Raw genomic sequence first — 16983 nt, 5'->3', positions numbered from 1 at the left:
ATATCAAATGAAAAAAATAACAATTCTGGCTTGCCTTTGCCTAAGTATTTTTGCAATAAATGCACAACAAATCAAATCTCCCGACGGTAAATTAGAAATGATTTTTTCTTTAAAAGAGAATGGTGTGCCGACATATTTATTAAATTATAAAGGGAAAAGTGTCATTAAAACTAGTTCGCTCGGATTGGAATTAAAAAACCACAAGAAGTCATTATTGAATGATTTTACAGTTTCTGACACAAAGAATTCAACTTTTGATGAAACGTGGAAACCGGTTTGGGGCGAAGAAAGTCAAATCCGCAATCATTACAACGAATTAGCGGTTACTTTAAATCAAAAAGAAACCAATCGTTTGTTAGTCATTCGTTTTCGACTTTTTGATGATGGATTGGGTTTTCGTTACGAATTTCCGCAGCAAAATAACTTGGGACACTTTGTTATTAAAGAAGAAAGAACGCAATTTGCTATGACCGGAGATCATACTGCTTTTTGGATTCCGGGCGATTATGACACGCAAGAATACGACTATTCAGAATCTAAATTGTCAGAAATCAGACCGTTGATGGCAAAATCGATCACAAGTAATTTATCACAGACTTCCTTTTCACCAACAGGCGTTCAAACTTCGTTGATGATGAAAACAGCTGATGGTTTGTACATCAATTTACATGAAGCTGCTTTAATCGATTATGCTTGCATGCATTTGAATTTAGATGATAAAAATTTTGTGTTTGAATCTTGGTTAACGCCCGATGTTCAAGGAGATAAAGGTTATCTTCAAGCCCCATCTACTTCGCCTTGGAGAACGATTATGGTGAGCGATGATGCCAGAACAATTTTGGCTTCCAGAATGACATACAACCTGAACGAACCTTGTAAAATAGAAGATACTTCATGGATTAAGCCAACAAAATACATCGGTGTTTGGTGGGAAATGATTACCGGAAAAAGTTCGTGGGCTTACACAGATGATTTTAAAGCCATTCAATTAGGAGTGACCGATTACACCAAAGCAAAATCAAACGGAAAGCACGGAGCAACGACAGAAAATGTGAAAAGACACATCGATTTTGCAGCAGAGCACGGTTTTGATGGTGTTTTAGTAGAAGGATGGAACGAAGGTTGGGAAGATTGGTTTGGCAATTCTAAAGATTATGTTTTTGATTTTGTAACGCCTTATCCCGATTTTGACTTGGTTGGAATCAGAGATTATGCCAAAAGCAAAGGGGTAAAAATGATTATGCATCACGAAACTTCATCGTCTGTACGTAATTATGAGCGTCATTTGGATAAAGCGTATCAATTTATGAAAGATAACGATTACGATGCTGTTAAAAGCGGTTATGTAGGCGATATTTTACCAAGAGGAGAAAATCATTACAGTCAATGGTTGATAAATCATTATCAATATGCATTGGAAAAAGCTGCAGAATATAAAATTATGGTAAATGCTCACGAGGCTGTTCGACCAACCGGAATTGCCAGAACCTATCCGAACCTTATCGGAAATGAAGCCGCGAGAGGAACAGAATATCAAGCTTTTGGAGGATCTAAGCCAAATCATGTCACCGTTTTGCCTTTCACTCGATTAATTGGCGGACCAATGGATTATACGCCGGGAATTTTTGAAATGGATATTCAAAAATTTAGTCCGGATAACAAATCGCATGTAAACAGTACGTTAGCAAATCAATTGGCGTTGTATGTAACTTTGTACAGTCCGTTGCAAATGGCAGCTGATTTTCCAGAACATTACAACAAATTTTTAGATGCTTTTCAATTCATAAAAGATGTTGCATTAGATTGGGATAAAAGCGTTTACGCCGAAGCAGAGCCCGGGAAATATGTTACAGTTGCCCGCAAAGCAAAAGGAAAATCAGATTGGTTTATAGGAAGTGTAGGAGGTGAGCAACCTAGAACTTCCACATTAAATTTTGATTTTTTAGAGAAAGGAAAAACCTATATTGCAACTATTTATGCTGATGCAAAGGATGCTCATTACAAAAATAATCCGCAGGCCTACACAATTCAGAAGGTTTTAGTAACCAATAAATCGAAGCTTACACAATTTGTTGCTGCTGGTGGTGGTTATGCAATTAGCATCAAACAAGTTGGTAAGGAAAACACAAAAGGAATTAAAAAAATATAAATTTATAACTATTTAAATTTCAGAAAAAGTGAGTGATAGGCTCACTTTTTTTGTTTTTATATATTTTGACGAATTTTTTTTAAAAAATTTCCAGACTATTTAAAACCAAACTTTTCTTTTCGTCGTAAATGCTTTTACAAACACTTAAAAATTTTATAACATGAAAAACAAAAATTTATTTTCGGCAGTTATCTTGAGTTCAATCTTATTTATGTCATGTAGTGACGATGATAACATGCAAACAGTTAGTGAAGTAAAATTATTTACTTCAAGCAATACTTCAGGAATGGTTTCTATAACAGACTTGTTACCATCTACACCAACAGTACAAGGTTTCTCGGTAAATTCTACCGATGCAGATGGAATTCATTACTATTCTTCAAGTGATGAAATTATTCTTGCTTCTCGTTCAAATAATAGATTAGAAGCTTATGGAAATGTTAAAGAAGCGATGATGAATAATAGTTCAAGTTTGACTTTGTCATACAGCAGTACTTCAGATTTTAATAATGCTAGAGAAATTGCAGTTTCGGGCAATACCGTAATTGTGACGCAAGATCAAGCGGAATCAAACGGAAATCAAAACAAATTATTTGTTTATGAAAAAACAGCATCAGGGTTCACATTGCAAAGAACATTTGATGTTAATATTAAATTGTGGGGAATTCACTTTGATGGTAGTACTTTGTATGCAATTGTTGATTTAACAAGCGATTTAGTAGCTTATGATAACTTTTTAACCAATTCATCTGGACCGCTTATGCCTAGCAAACGTGTGACCATTGAAGGTTTAGTTAGAACGCACGGAATCACGTATTCAAGTGTTGAAAACACAATGGTTTTAACCGATGTAGCTGCTGCAGCTTCTGATTCTGACGGAGGTGTGATTGTTATTAAAAATTTCTCATCTGTTTTTTCATCCACAGCAAACAACGGAACGATTTCAACAGCAAATCAAATTAGAATCTACGGACCTAATTCAATGCTTGGAAATCCAGTTGATGTGGCCTATGATAATGTAACAAAAATGATATATGTAGCAGAAAGAGCTAACGGTGGCGGAAGAGTATTAACTTTTTCTGTACCAACAACCAGCGGAGATTATGCTCCGGTAATGAACAGACTCGAACCTGGCTGTGCCGCAGTTTTCTTGCAAAGAAGATAGTTTTTTGTGTTTGTTTTATTGGTCCTGAAAGCCTTAGCTCCATGTGAGTTAGGGCTTTCTTTATTTAGGTAAATATGTTTTAAACGTTCCGTTTTTGTAGAAAACTACAATTTTTTCAATATCCTCTTGGGTTTGAAATATGTTTTTCTCCGGTTTGCTAACTTCAGCTTTATCGCTTTCTTCACTTTTTTCCAATCGCGTTTCTTGATTCTTAGAAATGTTTTCTGCTGAGTTTGATTTTGGGAATGTTCCTTTATTAAACAAAAACCAATACAAATCTACTTCAGGAAAAGCTTCCGTGATTTTAATTACAAACTCTAAACTTGGCTTGTTTCTTCCGGAGAGTAGGTGTGAAAGACTCGATCGTTGCACGCCAATTTTATCTGCAAAACCAGAAGCACTAAGTTGATAATAGTCTAGAATTTTTTCTAATTTCAGAACAAAATCTTGCGTGTTTTGCATGTTTTAAAATGATTGAATTTTTAGTGTTACAAATGTAATCAATTTGGTGTAATTTGTAAATGTTACAAATGTAATTTGACTTCTATTAACCAGATTTAGCTAAATTATAAGTTTATTTAATTATGCTTAAAATATTGATTATTAATTTTTTATTGTAATATAATTTAATGATGTTAGTTATGGTTATTTTAATGTTTACAAAGTTAAATTATGGAATGTTTTTTGCCTGTTTACAAATGTTATCGCAAAGATGTTTACCTTTGTATAGCTAAATTTTACCCCAATGGACTACCTTTCTATCTTCGAGAAAAATAAAGAAACCGAGTTGTCGGGTCGATATATAACACTTAAAAATATTGAACCTATCATAGGGAAACATTTTGCCAAAAATGAAATTCAAGTGATTGGTAATTCAGTTTTAGAAAAGTCAATATACAGTTATCGGGTCGGAAGTGGAAATTTTAAAATTCTACTTTGGTCTCAAATGCACGGAAATGAGAGCACAACCACAAAAGCACTTTTTGATCTTTTTAATTTTTTGGATTCCGATGTAGATGAAGTGAAAAAATGGAAGGGAAAATTTAGTTTCTATTTTATTCCAATGCTCAATCCGGATGGAGCCGAAATTTACACTAGAGAAAACGCTAATCAAGTCGATTTAAATCGTGATTTTATTAACCTTTCTCAACCGGAAAGTCAGCTGCTTATGCATGTTTTCAATGAATTTAAACCTGATTTTTGTTTCAATCTTCATGATCAAAGAACAATTTTTGGTGCTGGTCAAACAAATAATCCGGCAACAGTTTCGTTTTTAGCTCCTTCTTATAATGAAGAACGAGAAATAAATGATGTTCGATTAAAGGCGATTAATCTTATTGCTTCTATTAATGAAAAAATTCAACAGTTTATTCCTAATCAAGTAGGTCGTTTTGATGATGGTTTTAATAGAAATTGTGTGGGCGACACTTTTCAACAATTAGGCGTGCCAACTGTTTTGTTTGAAGCAGGACATTTTCAAAATGATTATGATAGAGAAGAAACCCGAAAATTTATTTTCATAAGTTTATTAGTTGGATTTCAAGCACTTTACGAAAACGATATAGTTAATAACAAAATCGAAGATTATTTGAAAATTCCTCAAAATAATGTCTGTTTTTTCGATATTGTTTACAGAAATGTCAAAATAAATTATGATAATTCAAAATTAATAACGAATTTTGCAGCACAATTTAAGGAAGAAATTGTTGAGAATCAGCTGAAATTCAATGCTTATATTTCAAGTGTTGGTGATTTAGAAGGTTTTTATGGTCACACAGAATATGATGCTCAAAATGATATGTTTTTGGATGACGAAGGCAATTTTCCTAAAATTGATAAAAAAGCTAATTTTATAGTAGGAAACAGCAAGGTATTTGTTAATGGTTTGCTAAAAAATTAATGAATTCGTTTTTTTATTGAATAAATTGTACTTCTTTTGTACCATAAATAAACAACAATAAATACATACAAAAAACCATGAGTAAGTTTCGTTTAGATGAAGTAGATCACCAAATTCTTGACATGTTAATCGACAACACAAGAGTTCCTTTTACGGATATAGCTAAAAAACTATTAATTTCTGCTGGTACCGTTCACGTAAGAGTAAAAAAAATGGAAGATGCCGGAATTATCATGGGCTCGTCTTTAACCTTAGATTATGAAAAATTAGGCTATTCATTTATCGCTTATGTTGGCGTTTTCTTGAATAATACGTCTCAAACAAAATTCGTTTTAGAGCGTATCAACGAAATTCCTTTCGTAACAGTAGCTCACGTTACAACCGGAAAATTCAATATTTTCTGTAAAATTAGAGCTAAAGATACTAAACATGCCAAAGATGTTATCTTCATGATTGATGATATTGAAGGAGTTTACCGTACTGAAACAATGATTTCTTTAGAGGAAAGTATCAACGACAAAAAACGTTTGATGCACACGATTTTCAAAAATATGTAAGATTTGAAATCTTCAACAATATAAACCCTCTCCACTGAAATCGAGAGGGTTTTTTTATGAAAAAATTCAAAGTTCTTTTTTAAAATAATTCACTAAATTAGTGAGCAAAATTCAGACTATGTACACGCTTCCCAAAATTGAACGTTTTCATCAAAACGTAATTTCTAAATATCAAATTTACAACAGTGTTTTTATCACGCTTCCTTTTGATGCCATTGATAATACCGGCGTTCTTTTGCCACTTTTTACTGAAATTTGTGAAAATGGATTTAAAAATGAGCAAAATCCGGAAGAGATTTTTAATTCTTTCGCTTCCAAATATTTAGAAAACCCAACTGAGGAGCAGAAAATTGAATTAATGTTTCGCTTCATTCAATATATCGAACGGCAAATTGTTTTGTTTGATGCCATTGAGGATGCTGCTTTTCCCGTTGTAAATAATATGGAAGGTCGCGGTTCACTTCGTGATATGAAAGAAAAAGCAGATCAACGTTCTAAACGAAAAGAATTAAAAGATTTTCTTGAAAATTTTCAGGTAAGAACTGTTTTAACGGCTCATCCAACGCAATTTTACCCTGGTTCTGTTTTGGGAATTATCACCGATTTAACCGAAGCTGTTCGAGTTAATAATCTTGTTGTAATAAAAGAACTATTGGCTCAATTAGGCAAAACGCCATTCATTAAAAAAGAAAAACCAACTCCGTTTGATGAAGCCGTGAGTTTGATTTGGTATTTGGAAAATGTGTTTTATCCAACTGCCGGAGAAATGATTCAATACCTGCAAAAAAATATTTTTGATGGTGATGAAATACACAACTCCATTTTTAATTTGGGATTTTGGCCGGGTGGCGATCGGGATGGAAATCCGTTTGTTACAACCGAAATTACTTTAAAAGTAGCCGAACGACTCAGAACATCCATCCTAAAATCATATTACACAGACATTCGAAAATTAAAACGAAAACTAACTTTTAAAGGAGTTGATACCTTAATTGCTGATTTGGAAAGCAAATTATACCGCTCTGTTTTTTATTCAAGAGGAGAAATTTACATCACGCATGATGAATTTAAATCGATTTTGATAAAAATTAAAAACATCATCAAAGATGAACATCAATCACTTTATTTGGATGAAATAGATTTATTGTTGAATAAACTTAATTTATTTGGATTCCACTTTGCTACGTTAGACATTCGTCAAAATAGCCGCATTCACAAAGCCGTTTTTCAGGAGATTGTTGATAAAGAAAAATCATTATTTCCAGCCGAATATGCCAACTTTAGCGAAAAGGAAAAAATTGAAATTTTATCTAAAGTCACAAGTTCGTTAACCGAAGCCAATTTTGAAAACGAAATCACTAAATCAACCGTAAGTTCTATTCATGCCATGAAAACCATTCAGGAAAAGAATGGCGAATTGGGTTGTAATCGGTATATCATTAGCAACAACGAAAGTGCACTGAATGTGATGGAAACGTTTGCCATGTTTAGTCTTTGTGGATGGAAAAATCCTTCGGTAGATATTATTCCGCTTTTTGAGTCTGTGGATGATTTGCAAGCGGTCGACAAAATTATGGAACAATTATATACCAATTCAGCGTATAAAAAACATCTTGAAAATAGAAATAATATTCAAACTGTGATGCTCGGTTTTTCGGATGGAACAAAAGACGGAGGCTATTTAATGGCGAATTGGAGCATTTATAAAGCGAAGCAAAAACTTACAGCTATTTCACGAAAATATGGCGTAAAAGTGATCTTTTTTGATGGTAGAGGTGGACCGCCGGCAAGAGGTGGAGGAAAAACACATAAATTTTATGCTTCGATGGGACCAACAATCGAAAATCAGCAGATTCAAGTGACGGTTCAGGGACAAACCATTAGTTCTAATTTTGGCACATTGGATTCTTGTCGTTATAATTTAGAGAATTTGTTGAGTGCTGGGGCAACCAATCAGCTTTTCAGTAAAGGAGAAAATGTGCTTTCTGAGACTGATAATGGTGTTTTAGATGAATTGTCACAGTTGAGTTATGACAAATATTTGAAGTTTAAACAGCATCCAAAATTCATCCCTTATTTGGAAAAAATGAGCACGTTGAATTATTATGCCAAAACCAATATTGGCAGTCGCCCATCCAAAAGAAATAAAAGCGATCAATTGGATTTCAACGATTTGCGAGCCATTCCGTTTGTGGGTTCTTGGAGTCAATTGAAGCAAAATGTACCAGGATTTTTCGGTGTAGGAACTGCTTTAAAACAATTTGAAGAAACCAATCAATGGGAAAAGGTATCTCAATTATATCAAAATTCCTTGTTCTTTAAAACATTGATAGAAAACAGCATGATGTCGCTGTCTAAATCTTTCTTTCCGCTTACGGCTTACATGCAAAAAGATGAAGAATTTGGCGAGTTTTGGCAGATTATTTATGATGAATATTTAGAAACCAAACGATTATTGCTCAAATTATCCGGTTTCACTGAATTGATGGAAAATTATCCCGACGGAAAAGCTTCGATTGAAATTCGTGAACAAATTGTATTGCCGTTATTGACGATTCAGCAATATGCTTTGTTGAAAATCAGTGAATTAAAAAAGCGAAAAAATCCAAACGAAAAGCAAATTGCGGTCTATGAAAAAATTGTAACCCGTTCGTTGTTTGGAAATATTAATGCAAGTAGAAATTCGGCATAAAAATTAAATTTTTTTAAATAAAATGAACTTATCCTCTTTACAAGCAAACGAATACGCACCTTATTATTCACCTTATATCAAAGCATTAGGCGAAGTTAATTTGATGGAAGAATTAGAAAATTCAATGCAGAATTTTGAAGAATTTATAAATCAAATTCCATCCGAAAAACATGAATTTCGCTATGCGGAAGGAAAATGGACCATCAAAGACATTGTACAACATTTAATTGATGCCGAACGCATTTTTGCCTATCGCTCGTTGCGGTTTGCCCGAAAAGATCAAACACCACTTAACGGTTTTGATGAAAATGAGTATGTTGATGCTACAGATGCTAACAAAAGAACGCTAACTGATTTACTCCAAGAATATAAAGCAGTGAGGTTATCAACGTTATATTTATTCAAGTCGTTTAATGACGAAGAATTAATGTACACCGGAATCGCTTTGAATAATACATTCACAGTTCGAGCCATTGGTTTTATTGCATTAGGTCATCAAAAACATCACCAACGTATTATAGCAGAAAGGTATTTGTAGAAACTATTTCTTCTTACCGTTATTAAACTTAACTTTCTCAACAATTTCAGGTTTTGCATCCGGTTTCTTTTTAAAACCAGGCTTTCCTGTTGGTTTTCCAGCGGGTCTTGGAGCTGATTTTTGCACAGGCTTTTTATCACCAAAGGTTTTGGCTTTTGGTTTTTCTGTGGCTGGAGTAGTTGGTTTGTGACTTTTAATCACCTCCAACGGATTTTTCGGATTTTCTTTTGTTCCTCTTAAATGGATTACTAATCCGTTCAAAAAATTGCGAAGCACTTGATCACCACATTCCATATAATTAGGATGGTCTGCATTTCTAAAAAAAGCTCCTAATTCCGCTTTCGATATACGAAAATTAACCAATTCCATGATTTCTACAATTTGATCATCACGAAGTTGAAGGGCTACACGGAGTTTTTTGAAAATATCGTTGTTGTTCATTTTTATAATTGTTGCGGGTTTGAAGGTGGCGGGTTGCGAGTTTTTTATTCGGTAAAGATAGTGTAATTTTCAGCTTCATAAAAGTACAAAAGTTTTATTAGCTTAGGGAATTTAGTTTTTAATTCTTCATCTAGTAAAAAGATGGAATAGACATCAAATCCCATATGAAATTCTTCATTTTTAGAAAACATATATTTTCTATACTCTGTTTCATTCAAGTTTTCAATGTCATCGACTTTATGTTTAAAATATGACACATTTTCAATTTCTCTCAATAATTTAAATAATTCAGTTGCTTCATCATCATCTTCATTAAACAATAATAATTGATTTTTAATATCAAAAGGTGTAACATACATCCATCTATTATAATTGAAACGATCATTTTCATTTAAATAAACCCAATTTTCTTTAAAATTATGGATAATCATTCGTTGTAAAATTATTGTATCTAAAGATACTTTTGAATTAGAATTGAAAGCTTCCCTAACTTTGAAAACTTGAAATTGTGAAGCATCTGTATTCCTTTCCTTTAGAGCTTTAATTGTTTCATCTTTTAGTTTGAAATTGTAGTTATGATAGGTTTTTGCAACTTCATCATCAATATATTGATATTCTTTTTCAAACCTTTTATGGTAAGAATTATTCAAAACAGATTGATCAACTTTAGATATAAATGTCAAAATTATTGATAATATCATACAAATGATAAAAGAATAAATCATCCAAAGTCTACATTTAAATACTAATTGAATTACTGACCAACTTTTAAAAAATAAAAAAATCGGTATCAATAAAAAGAAATTAATATAATTATCAATTAACTCTTCAAAATAAGATGGACCTCCAACCCCAAAAAACACTGTTGAAATTGCACTGCAAAATCGAGTTATAATAAATAAGAAAAACCAAAAAAATAAAAGGTGATACATTTTTGCCGTTCTTTTTAACAGACTGTATTTTCGCCTCTTTTGATAATCAGTATTCATCCAAATCCAAAGTGTCATATTCAAGCCTAAAAAGCTTGATAGATACGAGAAAAAAAATGTGTAAAACCAAACCTTTTTATCAGAAAGAATTAATAAATCGGTATTCATTTGACTAAATAACCTGAAAAATTCTCGAAAGTAATTGAAACTAAAAGATAGTGTTGTGGCAGTTAAAATACCAATAATTATTCCGAACCAAAAATTAGTTTTTCCTACATTATTAATGCTTATTTTATCTTTTTTCCAATTGTTCATCTTGAAATTTTATGGATTTATAATAACCCGCAACTCGCAACCTTCAAACCCGCAACTAAAACATCCACCGAACTGCATCGCCAAAATTCTCCCGCCATAACTTCTCATTGTGTTTTCCATCTTTGATGATGACTTGTTTCAAGTTCGATTTTTTGCAAATTCGTTTTTCAATCAAAGCTGTCATTTTATTGAAATCACTCACCATGTCTTCACTTTCGCTATCTCCACAAAGGAAATAGAGTTTTGCGTTGATTTTCTCTGTTTTTTCTGTAAATGTGTAAATATCTTCCGTGTACCAAAAAGAAGGTGAGAAGACTCCGGCTTTTCCGAAGATTTCAGGATATTTTAACACTGCATAATACGAAACCAATCCGCCCAACGAACTGCCAAATATAGTGGTGTGTTTGGCTTTTGTTTTGGTTCGATAGGTTTTATCAACGTGTGGTTTTAAGGTGGTTACAATAAAATCCAAATAGGCATCGGCATTTCCGCCACCGTGTTTTTCGTGTTTATAGGGTGTTAATTCTTCTAAACGTTTTTCGTTTCCATGTTCGATGCCGATAACAATTACATTCATTTTCAAACTGTCTAACGTTTCATCAACCTTCCATTCGCCGGCATAGGAAGTTTTAGAATCAAATAGATTTTGTGCATCATGCATATAAATTAAAGGATAATTCCGAGTTTGCTTTTCGTAATCTTTTGGCAAATAAACCCATATTTTTTTAGTAGTTTTTAATTGAGGAGCTTCTATCTCAAAAGTAGAATAACGTTTTTGACTCCAAACGTTCTGACTAACGAAAACAAGTATGCCGAAAAGAATAAGTAACGAGAAAATTAACTTCATTTTTTGATAAATTAAATGGAAAAACTAAATTAGCCAAAAATATGGTTTTATGATCACGTATAAAGAAAAATTAAGTTTGTTGGGCGATATGATTGAACTTTCTAAAGTAGATGGTCAATTGCACGACAGCGAATACGAATTTATCAAAATGGTAGCCGAAGAATTAAACGTTCGCACTGCCGATTTTGAAGAATTATTTTCAACTCCAAACGAACTCTTAGTTTTTAAGTCGGAATTTAAACGTATTGAGCATTTTTACCGCTTAGCGTTACTTTCGCATTGCGATAACCATCACCACGATCGTGAACATGAATTTATGTATCAGTTGGGATTAAAATTAGGTTTAAACCCTTTTTCCATCAAGCGTGTATTAAAAGAAATGGATAATTCGCCAACACGAATGATTGAAGCCGATTTGTTGTTGGGAATTTTTAAGGAGCAACATAATTAATTTGGGTAAAAGGTAAAAGGTAATTGCTAAAAGGTGATTTGGAATATAATCTCCTGCAATTTTTTCATGTCGACCAAACGAGACACCTCACAATATAAGTAAAAGAGTGCCAAAAGCAAGAATTTAGCAGTGACTAATACCTTTCAATCCATTTTGTTAGACGAACAATTATAACCACTATAGATGTAATTATTTTTATCCGTTGTAAAGGTCATTTAACAAAAAACATTTTCTGCTAACTACTTTTATTTATTTTTCCTAAATACCGCTTTGCACAATCCGAAGCACAAATGAGTCCGGCAGCCATCATAATTACATCTTTAATTACAAGTCGGCCCGCACCGGATAAATAAGGGAATCCAAAATGTGGAGTTGGAAAATCGCCACCTAAATTGGGGACATAAACTTCGGGCGTGGTTATTAAAAATGTTAAAGTAACTAATGACATTCCAAATGTTAACAGCCCACCAATTAACCCGATTTTATGAAACCAAATTCCTAATAGTGTTAAGATTCCGATGATCACAATTACTAATCCTAAACCATAGGCAAAAATATAGGTTCCGTTTTCGGTGTGCCAATCAATGTTTTTTTTAACCGTTTTTCCCTCGGGGTTTTTGTACTGACTATATTCAGGAGATTCTTTAGCATATAAAAACGACATTAACGGACTATTGGCAACAAACGGAACAATCCCGTCTGCTTCATATTGAAAGGCTTTGAGTCCGCCAATCCAAACCATAACAATACAGATTGATATTCTTGCCAGATTGATAAACTGTCTCTGACTGTTTGCTAAAATCGTGATGAGTTTATTCATTTTGTAGTTTTTTAGTAAAATAAAATTAGATAATCTATCTTAAACAGAATATTTTCTAAACATATAAATCCATATCATTCTGGATAATCGAATATTGAAAAAACACAGCAATATAATTACACAACAAATGATTGGAATCATTCGTAAATCGATTGGTTTTTCAAAAAAATTAAGTAAAAACAGATAGGTTATAATTCCTTCTCCAACAGTTAGTGCATAATTGACGAACATTGCTCCAAAAAAATAACCCGGTTCTTTTTCAAATTTATAATGACAAGAGCTGCAGTGTTCATTCATCTTAGGAAAACCAACACTAAAGAAAAAACTTTTGTCTTTAAATACTTTTCCGTTGTTACAATTCGGACATTCATTTTTCAGAATTTTACTTACTATGTTAGCCATTGTGTTCTTTTTGTTGCAAAATTAATGCATTATTTTGCTGTGGATTATTTGTATATTCGCTAAAAATAGTAGTATAAAGACATTTTTATGGAAAAACTTCCTATTTATAAAATTAATAAATTCAATTGTGAGTCGAGTGAGAATGATTTGTATATCAACGATTTCAAAACTCATCTCACTAAAAATTCATTTATTGAAAAATTACACAGTCATAACTTTTACTTATTAGTTTTTTTTACAAAAGGAAGCGGACTACATTCTATTGATTTTAATCAGTATGAAATTAAACCCGGCACTGTTTACTTGCTAAATCCTGGGCAAATTCATAGTTGGCAACTTTCTGAAGACATTGATGGATACATAGTTTTTTATTCGCAGGAAGTGTATAATTTATATTTTGGAAAAAAGAAAATTGAAGATTATCCCTTTTTTAGTTCACTAAGAAATTCTCCTGAAATTGTGCTCAACAATCAACAAATGAGTGAAATAATTCCCATTTTTGAACTTTTGATGCACGAAAATAACCAAATAGAATACAAAAAAACAGATAAATTGCTCAATCTGATTGACATTATTCACATTGAATTAGCTAGAATTTACAGTTTCTCAGCAAACCATGATATTCATTCCTATCATCTAAAAATAAAGGAATTAGAAGAGTTGGTTGCTCAACATTATAAACACCAAAAATTACCGTCTTTTTATGCAGATAAAATGAATATTACTCTAAAACACTTGAACAGAATTTGTAAAAATATATTGAACACAACAGTCACTGATTTTATTTATGGGAAAATAATTTTAGAAAGCAAACGTTTATTGGCAACTCAAAAACAAACAATTAGCGAAGTAGCCGATGAAATGGGTTTTGAAAATCATTCCTATTTTACAATTGTTTTTAAAAAATATACAGGTGTTACGCCGCAACAATTTAAAAAAGGAATAAGTGTTTTAAGTTGAATTGCTTAGTAAATGTGGAGAAAACTAATCAAACAAGGAATATTTTTTTGTGTTTACTAACTATTTATCTCCTTAAAATTTTCAAATGCCAAAAACAATTCTTTTCTAATTTCCCAGCCTAAATCAGCTTCGTTTAGAATGTTTTGATTTTTCTCAAACACAGCTATAACTTTTTCCCATAGGAGTTTATTGTTTTTCCAAAATTCATTGTCAGAATTTAAAACACTTTTTAGCAAATCTCCTTCATAAAAATCCCCTTCGGCAAGAATGTTGTTTTCTAATGCTTTTATAGCCAACGGAATTAAATAAATCAATCCACTATTCTGACCAATCATTATTCTTAAATCTTCAATATCAAAATCGCCTAAAGCCTTTTTTCGTAAATTTAAACAAGTAGTAATAAGATAAGATTCCTCTTTCGGGATTTCTAAATACTTCTTTTCTAGTTGTTCAATGGTTTTATTTAAATTAGTTTCCAAGTATTGAATTGAATTAGTGGGTAATAGATGTGCTATTAAAGCGTGTATATTTTTACTAAAATACAAAAAACATCATCAGTTTAGTCATTTTTTTAAAATAGTGAAATCATGAGTTGTAGAAGAGTAAAAAGATAATGACATGGGACAACAAAGTTTTATTACTCTATTTAAATAAAATAGAAGAATAGTGAAGTTCCAATTAAACTGCCAATTATAATAATGGTAAAGCCTTGCCAAATTAATTTTTTTAAATTAATACTGTAATTTGTGAATTTCATCAACAACCAGTTTACAACAACTACCAATAAAAACATTATTATTCCGATACTAGCAAAACCGATAAATCTCAACACAAAAGATAGTATAGGATTTTCTAACAGTTGTTCGGCATTTTCTTTTGAACCGATCCAAAAAAATCCGCTCAAAAAAACAATTAAACAACTAATAAGTAATAGTAGAGTAAAATTGATATATTTCATTTGGATTACTTCTGCTTAGTTGATAAATATAATAATATAATTAGATTGGTTTAGTAACTGCGAAGTCATAGACATACTAAGCAAGTTAATACTTTTATAGGAAGACTTTTGTAAGCCGGTAGCCGTTATTTAAACTTTTGTTCATTTTCTTTCACTCTAAAGATGACAATCTTTGCTATCAACTCATACGGAACTTGATCGAACGGAAATTGTACCGAACCTTTTCCTTGTTTGTAATACGAAAGTTCTTTACTAAATTCAGTATGACCGGAAGGTGTGGCATAAAATCCGATATGATTTTTAAACGCAGCAAAATACACCAAAGGCTTTCCGTTTGTTTTATAGGCAGGCATTCCGTAAGAAATACTTTCTGCAGCGTTTGGTGCGTTTTCAATAATTACGCTGCGAATTTTACTCAAACTCAACTGAATCGATTTTGGATAAGTCCCAATATATTCATCTACAGATTTGAAATTGGTATTCATTTGAATTTTAGAAAAGTTTAAAATATAATGTTAGCTGAGGAAACTTGTTGTTTTATGTGGTTGCGGGTACGAGCGTGACGCTCGCACTAGCGGGGGGTGTAATCCCAAGATCAGCAATTGTTATAAACTTGTATTATTCAATATATTTCACTACGATTTTTCCGATGTCTGTTAAAAAAGCTGCTGCTATTTTTTCGCGATTAGTTTTAGAACCTTTTAGATATCTATTTCTTAGTAAATCATTCATTGAATGTGACATTTTGAACTTAATTTTTGAATCATTAATCCCTTTTGAATTACAATACACATTAATAAATTCAGGAATCCAATCATGAGTTAATCTACCTCCTTCAGAGGAATATGATTTTAATTCCCATGGTGTCCAATGATTATAATCTGATAATAAAGTCAAAGCTTGTGGAGTAAGTGTTTCAATTTGATTTAATGCAAATTTATGGTCTTCAAATAGGTTTTGAAAGTCACTATTAACAATGTGTTTAAGAACAGTTGATAAATGATTTGTTAATTCAAAATCTGGAGGTTCATTGTCAAGAATTCTAAGTATTTTGTTGAAGATAGTATTTCCTTGAGGATTTGTCAAGAAAGATTTAAGTTTTTCCACAGAATCTTCGGTTTGATCTGCTTTATCGAAATATGAGGAAAGTAAAATTTGTTTTTTAGCTTCCTTAATTTCACTGTCAATTTCTTCATTCCAATTTAGAATAGTATTTATTACTTCGCCTACTTTAAAAAGACCCAGGACTTTGTCTCTTATAGTTTTTGTGGTTTTAGAGTCAATAATACCATCTTCCTCTTCCTGAGTTAACTTAACATTTTCAATACGCTTCTGCAAGCTTTGTTTTTGAGAATCAAAATAAATTTTGGGATCAACTATTATCTCTTTTTTGATTATGTCGCTCATGTTTTTAATTGTGATTAAGTTCTAATATATTGTGCATAACGTGCTGTGATTTGTAACAGTTACCATGATTTATTACAAATGATTTCAAAATTTAAATTTCTTTCTTAATTTCAGCAGAAAATTCGTGATATACCTAAGCCCAGCAATTGTTACAAACTGCTGTGCTTGTTGCACAACTCCTCAAATATACCAAAAAAATCTTGCAAAAAAGATTCACTTTTTGTAATTTTAGACATGCAAGGAAAAAAAGAACTCACCCCAAAAATGCTCTACCAAGTTCATTTACAGGACTTGATTCCGGAGCATAATTTTTACCGAATATTGGATAAAGCCATTGACTTTCGATTTTTATATAAAGCTACACAAGACTATTACGGAGACGAAGGACAAGAGAGTATTGACCCTGTAGTGTTCTTCAAAATCTGTTTGGTTGGTTATTTGAACAACATCAA

19 protein-coding genes are annotated in these 16983 nt (G+C 32.1%); 9 read left to right on the top strand and 10 right to left on the bottom strand.

What is annotated here, in order from left to right; translation table 11 throughout:
* The first annotated feature begins 7 nt into the window (after positions 1-7).
* Positions 8-2149, top strand: a complete 2142-nt coding sequence (locus tag AC23MC_RS12610) for a glycoside hydrolase family 97 protein (protein WP_487568710.1) — start codon at positions 8-10, stop codon at positions 2147-2149.
* 160 nt (positions 2150-2309) lie between these two features.
* The gene (locus AC23MC_RS12605; RefSeq protein ID WP_487568709.1) at positions 2310-3314 is read left to right on the top strand and encodes a hypothetical protein; all 1005 of its coding nucleotides are present in this window, start codon (positions 2310-2312) and stop codon (positions 3312-3314) included.
* 60 nt (positions 3315-3374) lie between these two features.
* Here AC23MC_RS12605 and AC23MC_RS12600 read toward each other — a convergent pair whose 3' ends face one another.
* On the bottom strand, positions 3375-3776 hold the full coding sequence (locus AC23MC_RS12600) for a helix-turn-helix domain-containing protein (RefSeq protein WP_487568708.1): 402 nt from the start codon (positions 3774-3776) through the stop codon (positions 3375-3377).
* 283 nt (positions 3777-4059) lie between these two features.
* Between AC23MC_RS12600 and AC23MC_RS12595 the strand changes: the two genes are divergently transcribed.
* The 4 genes from AC23MC_RS12595 to AC23MC_RS12580 all read left to right on the top strand — a co-directional run bounded on the left by AC23MC_RS12595 (position 4060) and on the right by AC23MC_RS12580 (position 9001).
* Positions 4060-5214 (top strand): M14 family metallopeptidase, encoded by a 1155-nt coding sequence (locus AC23MC_RS12595; protein WP_487568707.1) that lies wholly within the window; start codon positions 4060-4062, stop codon positions 5212-5214.
* A gap of 77 nt (positions 5215-5291) precedes the next feature.
* Positions 5292-5771 carry an Lrp/AsnC family transcriptional regulator gene (locus AC23MC_RS12590; protein ID WP_091140893.1) on the top strand — a complete coding sequence of 160 codons (480 nt, stop codon included), beginning with the start codon at positions 5292-5294 and terminating at the stop codon, positions 5769-5771.
* 118 nt (positions 5772-5889) lie between these two features.
* Positions 5890-8463, top strand: a complete 2574-nt coding sequence (locus AC23MC_RS12585; protein ID WP_487568706.1) for a phosphoenolpyruvate carboxylase — start codon at positions 5890-5892, stop codon at positions 8461-8463.
* A 22-nt stretch (positions 8464-8485) separates the two neighbouring features.
* Positions 8486-9001 carry a DinB family protein gene (locus AC23MC_RS12580; protein WP_487568705.1) on the top strand — a complete coding sequence of 172 codons (516 nt, stop codon included), beginning with the start codon at positions 8486-8488 and terminating at the stop codon, positions 8999-9001.
* A 3-nt stretch (positions 9002-9004) separates the two neighbouring features.
* Here the strand turns inward: AC23MC_RS12580 and AC23MC_RS12575 are convergent, their stop codons facing one another.
* Genes AC23MC_RS12575 through AC23MC_RS12565 form a run of 3 tightly spaced genes read right to left on the bottom strand, consistent with a single transcriptional unit; the run spans position 9005 to position 11533 of the window.
* Positions 9005-9442 (bottom strand): DUF1456 family protein, encoded by a 438-nt coding sequence (locus AC23MC_RS12575; RefSeq protein WP_487568704.1) that lies wholly within the window; start codon positions 9440-9442, stop codon positions 9005-9007.
* Positions 9443-9486: 44 nt separating this feature from the next.
* A complete protein-coding gene (locus AC23MC_RS12570; protein WP_487568703.1) occupies positions 9487-10686 on the bottom strand; it encodes a hypothetical protein in 1200 nt (399 codons plus the stop codon).
* 55 nt (positions 10687-10741) lie between these two features.
* Positions 10742-11533, bottom strand: a complete 792-nt coding sequence (locus AC23MC_RS12565) for an alpha/beta hydrolase (protein ID WP_487568702.1) — start codon at positions 11531-11533, stop codon at positions 10742-10744.
* 49 nt (positions 11534-11582) lie between these two features.
* On the opposite strand from AC23MC_RS12565, the gene AC23MC_RS12560 reads away from it, so the two are divergent.
* Positions 11583-11984, top strand: coding sequence for a TerB family tellurite resistance protein (locus tag AC23MC_RS12560; RefSeq protein WP_487568701.1), 402 nt, complete (start codon positions 11583-11585; stop codon positions 11982-11984).
* A 235-nt stretch (positions 11985-12219) separates the two neighbouring features.
* On the opposite strand, the gene AC23MC_RS12555 is transcribed toward AC23MC_RS12560, so the two are convergent.
* On the bottom strand, positions 12220-12804 hold the full coding sequence (locus AC23MC_RS12555; protein ID WP_487568700.1) for a DUF417 family protein: 585 nt from the start codon (positions 12802-12804) through the stop codon (positions 12220-12222).
* Positions 12805-12843: 39 nt separating this feature from the next.
* Positions 12844-13206 (bottom strand): DUF983 domain-containing protein, encoded by a 363-nt coding sequence (locus AC23MC_RS12550; protein ID WP_487568699.1) that lies wholly within the window; start codon positions 13204-13206, stop codon positions 12844-12846.
* An 87-nt stretch (positions 13207-13293) separates the two neighbouring features.
* Between AC23MC_RS12550 and AC23MC_RS12545 the strand changes: the two genes are divergently transcribed.
* Positions 13294-14166: a helix-turn-helix domain-containing protein gene (locus tag AC23MC_RS12545; RefSeq protein WP_487568698.1), complete on the top strand. Its 873-nt coding sequence runs from the start codon at positions 13294-13296 to the stop codon at positions 14164-14166.
* A gap of 56 nt (positions 14167-14222) precedes the next feature.
* On the opposite strand, the gene AC23MC_RS12540 is transcribed toward AC23MC_RS12545, so the two are convergent.
* The 4 genes from AC23MC_RS12540 to AC23MC_RS12525 form a co-directional block, all read right to left on the bottom strand.
* Entirely contained in the window at positions 14223-14645 is a 423-nt protein-coding gene (locus tag AC23MC_RS12540) for a contact-dependent growth inhibition system immunity protein (protein WP_487568697.1), read from the bottom strand.
* Between the two features lie 167 nt (positions 14646-14812).
* On the bottom strand, positions 14813-15124 hold the full coding sequence (locus AC23MC_RS12535; protein ID WP_487568696.1) for a hypothetical protein: 312 nt from the start codon (positions 15122-15124) through the stop codon (positions 14813-14815).
* Between the two features lie 125 nt (positions 15125-15249).
* Positions 15250-15609, bottom strand: a complete 360-nt coding sequence (locus AC23MC_RS12530) for an iron chaperone (RefSeq protein ID WP_487568695.1) — start codon at positions 15607-15609, stop codon at positions 15250-15252.
* A gap of 133 nt (positions 15610-15742) precedes the next feature.
* On the bottom strand, positions 15743-16531 hold the full coding sequence (locus AC23MC_RS12525; protein WP_487568694.1) for a hypothetical protein: 789 nt from the start codon (positions 16529-16531) through the stop codon (positions 15743-15745).
* 234 nt (positions 16532-16765) lie between these two features.
* On the opposite strand from AC23MC_RS12525, the gene AC23MC_RS12520 reads away from it, so the two are divergent.
* Positions 16766-16983, top strand: a 218-nt coding sequence (locus tag AC23MC_RS12520; RefSeq protein ID WP_487568693.1) for a transposase, incomplete at its 3' end; no start/stop codon positions are given.

Source organism: Flavobacterium sp. T50_26 (genome assembly GCF_057652995.1).
The sequence above is the reverse complement of the archived record's forward strand: the minus strand, read 5'-3'. Positions and strand labels throughout refer to the sequence as shown.

Coding starts and splice junctions, on each gene's coding strand:
- AC23MC_RS12585 (WP_487568706.1), top strand. CDS start 5,890: ATGTACACGCTTCCCAAAATTGAACGTTTTCATCAAAACGTAATTTCT.
- AC23MC_RS12535 (WP_487568696.1), bottom strand. CDS start 15,124: ATGAAATATATCAATTTTACTCTACTATTACTTATTAGTTGTTTAATT.
- AC23MC_RS12605 (WP_487568709.1), top strand. CDS start 2,310: ATGAAAAACAAAAATTTATTTTCGGCAGTTATCTTGAGTTCAATCTTA.
- AC23MC_RS12590 (WP_091140893.1), top strand. CDS start 5,292: ATGAGTAAGTTTCGTTTAGATGAAGTAGATCACCAAATTCTTGACATG.
- AC23MC_RS12600 (WP_487568708.1), bottom strand. CDS start 3,776: ATGCAAAACACGCAAGATTTTGTTCTGAAATTAGAAAAAATTCTAGAC.
- AC23MC_RS12575 (WP_487568704.1), bottom strand. CDS start 9,442: ATGAACAACAACGATATTTTCAAAAAACTCCGTGTAGCCCTTCAACTT.
- AC23MC_RS12610 (WP_487568710.1), top strand. CDS start 8: ATGAAAAAAATAACAATTCTGGCTTGCCTTTGCCTAAGTATTTTTGCA.
- AC23MC_RS12545 (WP_487568698.1), top strand. CDS start 13,294: ATGGAAAAACTTCCTATTTATAAAATTAATAAATTCAATTGTGAGTCG.
- AC23MC_RS12570 (WP_487568703.1), bottom strand. CDS start 10,686: ATGAACAATTGGAAAAAAGATAAAATAAGCATTAATAATGTAGGAAAA.
- AC23MC_RS12525 (WP_487568694.1), bottom strand. CDS start 16,531: ATGAGCGACATAATCAAAAAAGAGATAATAGTTGATCCCAAAATTTAT.
- AC23MC_RS12565 (WP_487568702.1), bottom strand. CDS start 11,533: ATGAAGTTAATTTTCTCGTTACTTATTCTTTTCGGCATACTTGTTTTC.
- AC23MC_RS12555 (WP_487568700.1), bottom strand. CDS start 12,804: ATGAATAAACTCATCACGATTTTAGCAAACAGTCAGAGACAGTTTATC.
- AC23MC_RS12580 (WP_487568705.1), top strand. CDS start 8,486: ATGAACTTATCCTCTTTACAAGCAAACGAATACGCACCTTATTATTCA.
- AC23MC_RS12595 (WP_487568707.1), top strand. CDS start 4,060: ATGGACTACCTTTCTATCTTCGAGAAAAATAAAGAAACCGAGTTGTCG.
- AC23MC_RS12530 (WP_487568695.1), bottom strand. CDS start 15,609: ATGAATACCAATTTCAAATCTGTAGATGAATATATTGGGACTTATCCA.
- AC23MC_RS12550 (WP_487568699.1), bottom strand. CDS start 13,206: ATGGCTAACATAGTAAGTAAAATTCTGAAAAATGAATGTCCGAATTGT.
- AC23MC_RS12560 (WP_487568701.1), top strand. CDS start 11,583: ATGATCACGTATAAAGAAAAATTAAGTTTGTTGGGCGATATGATTGAA.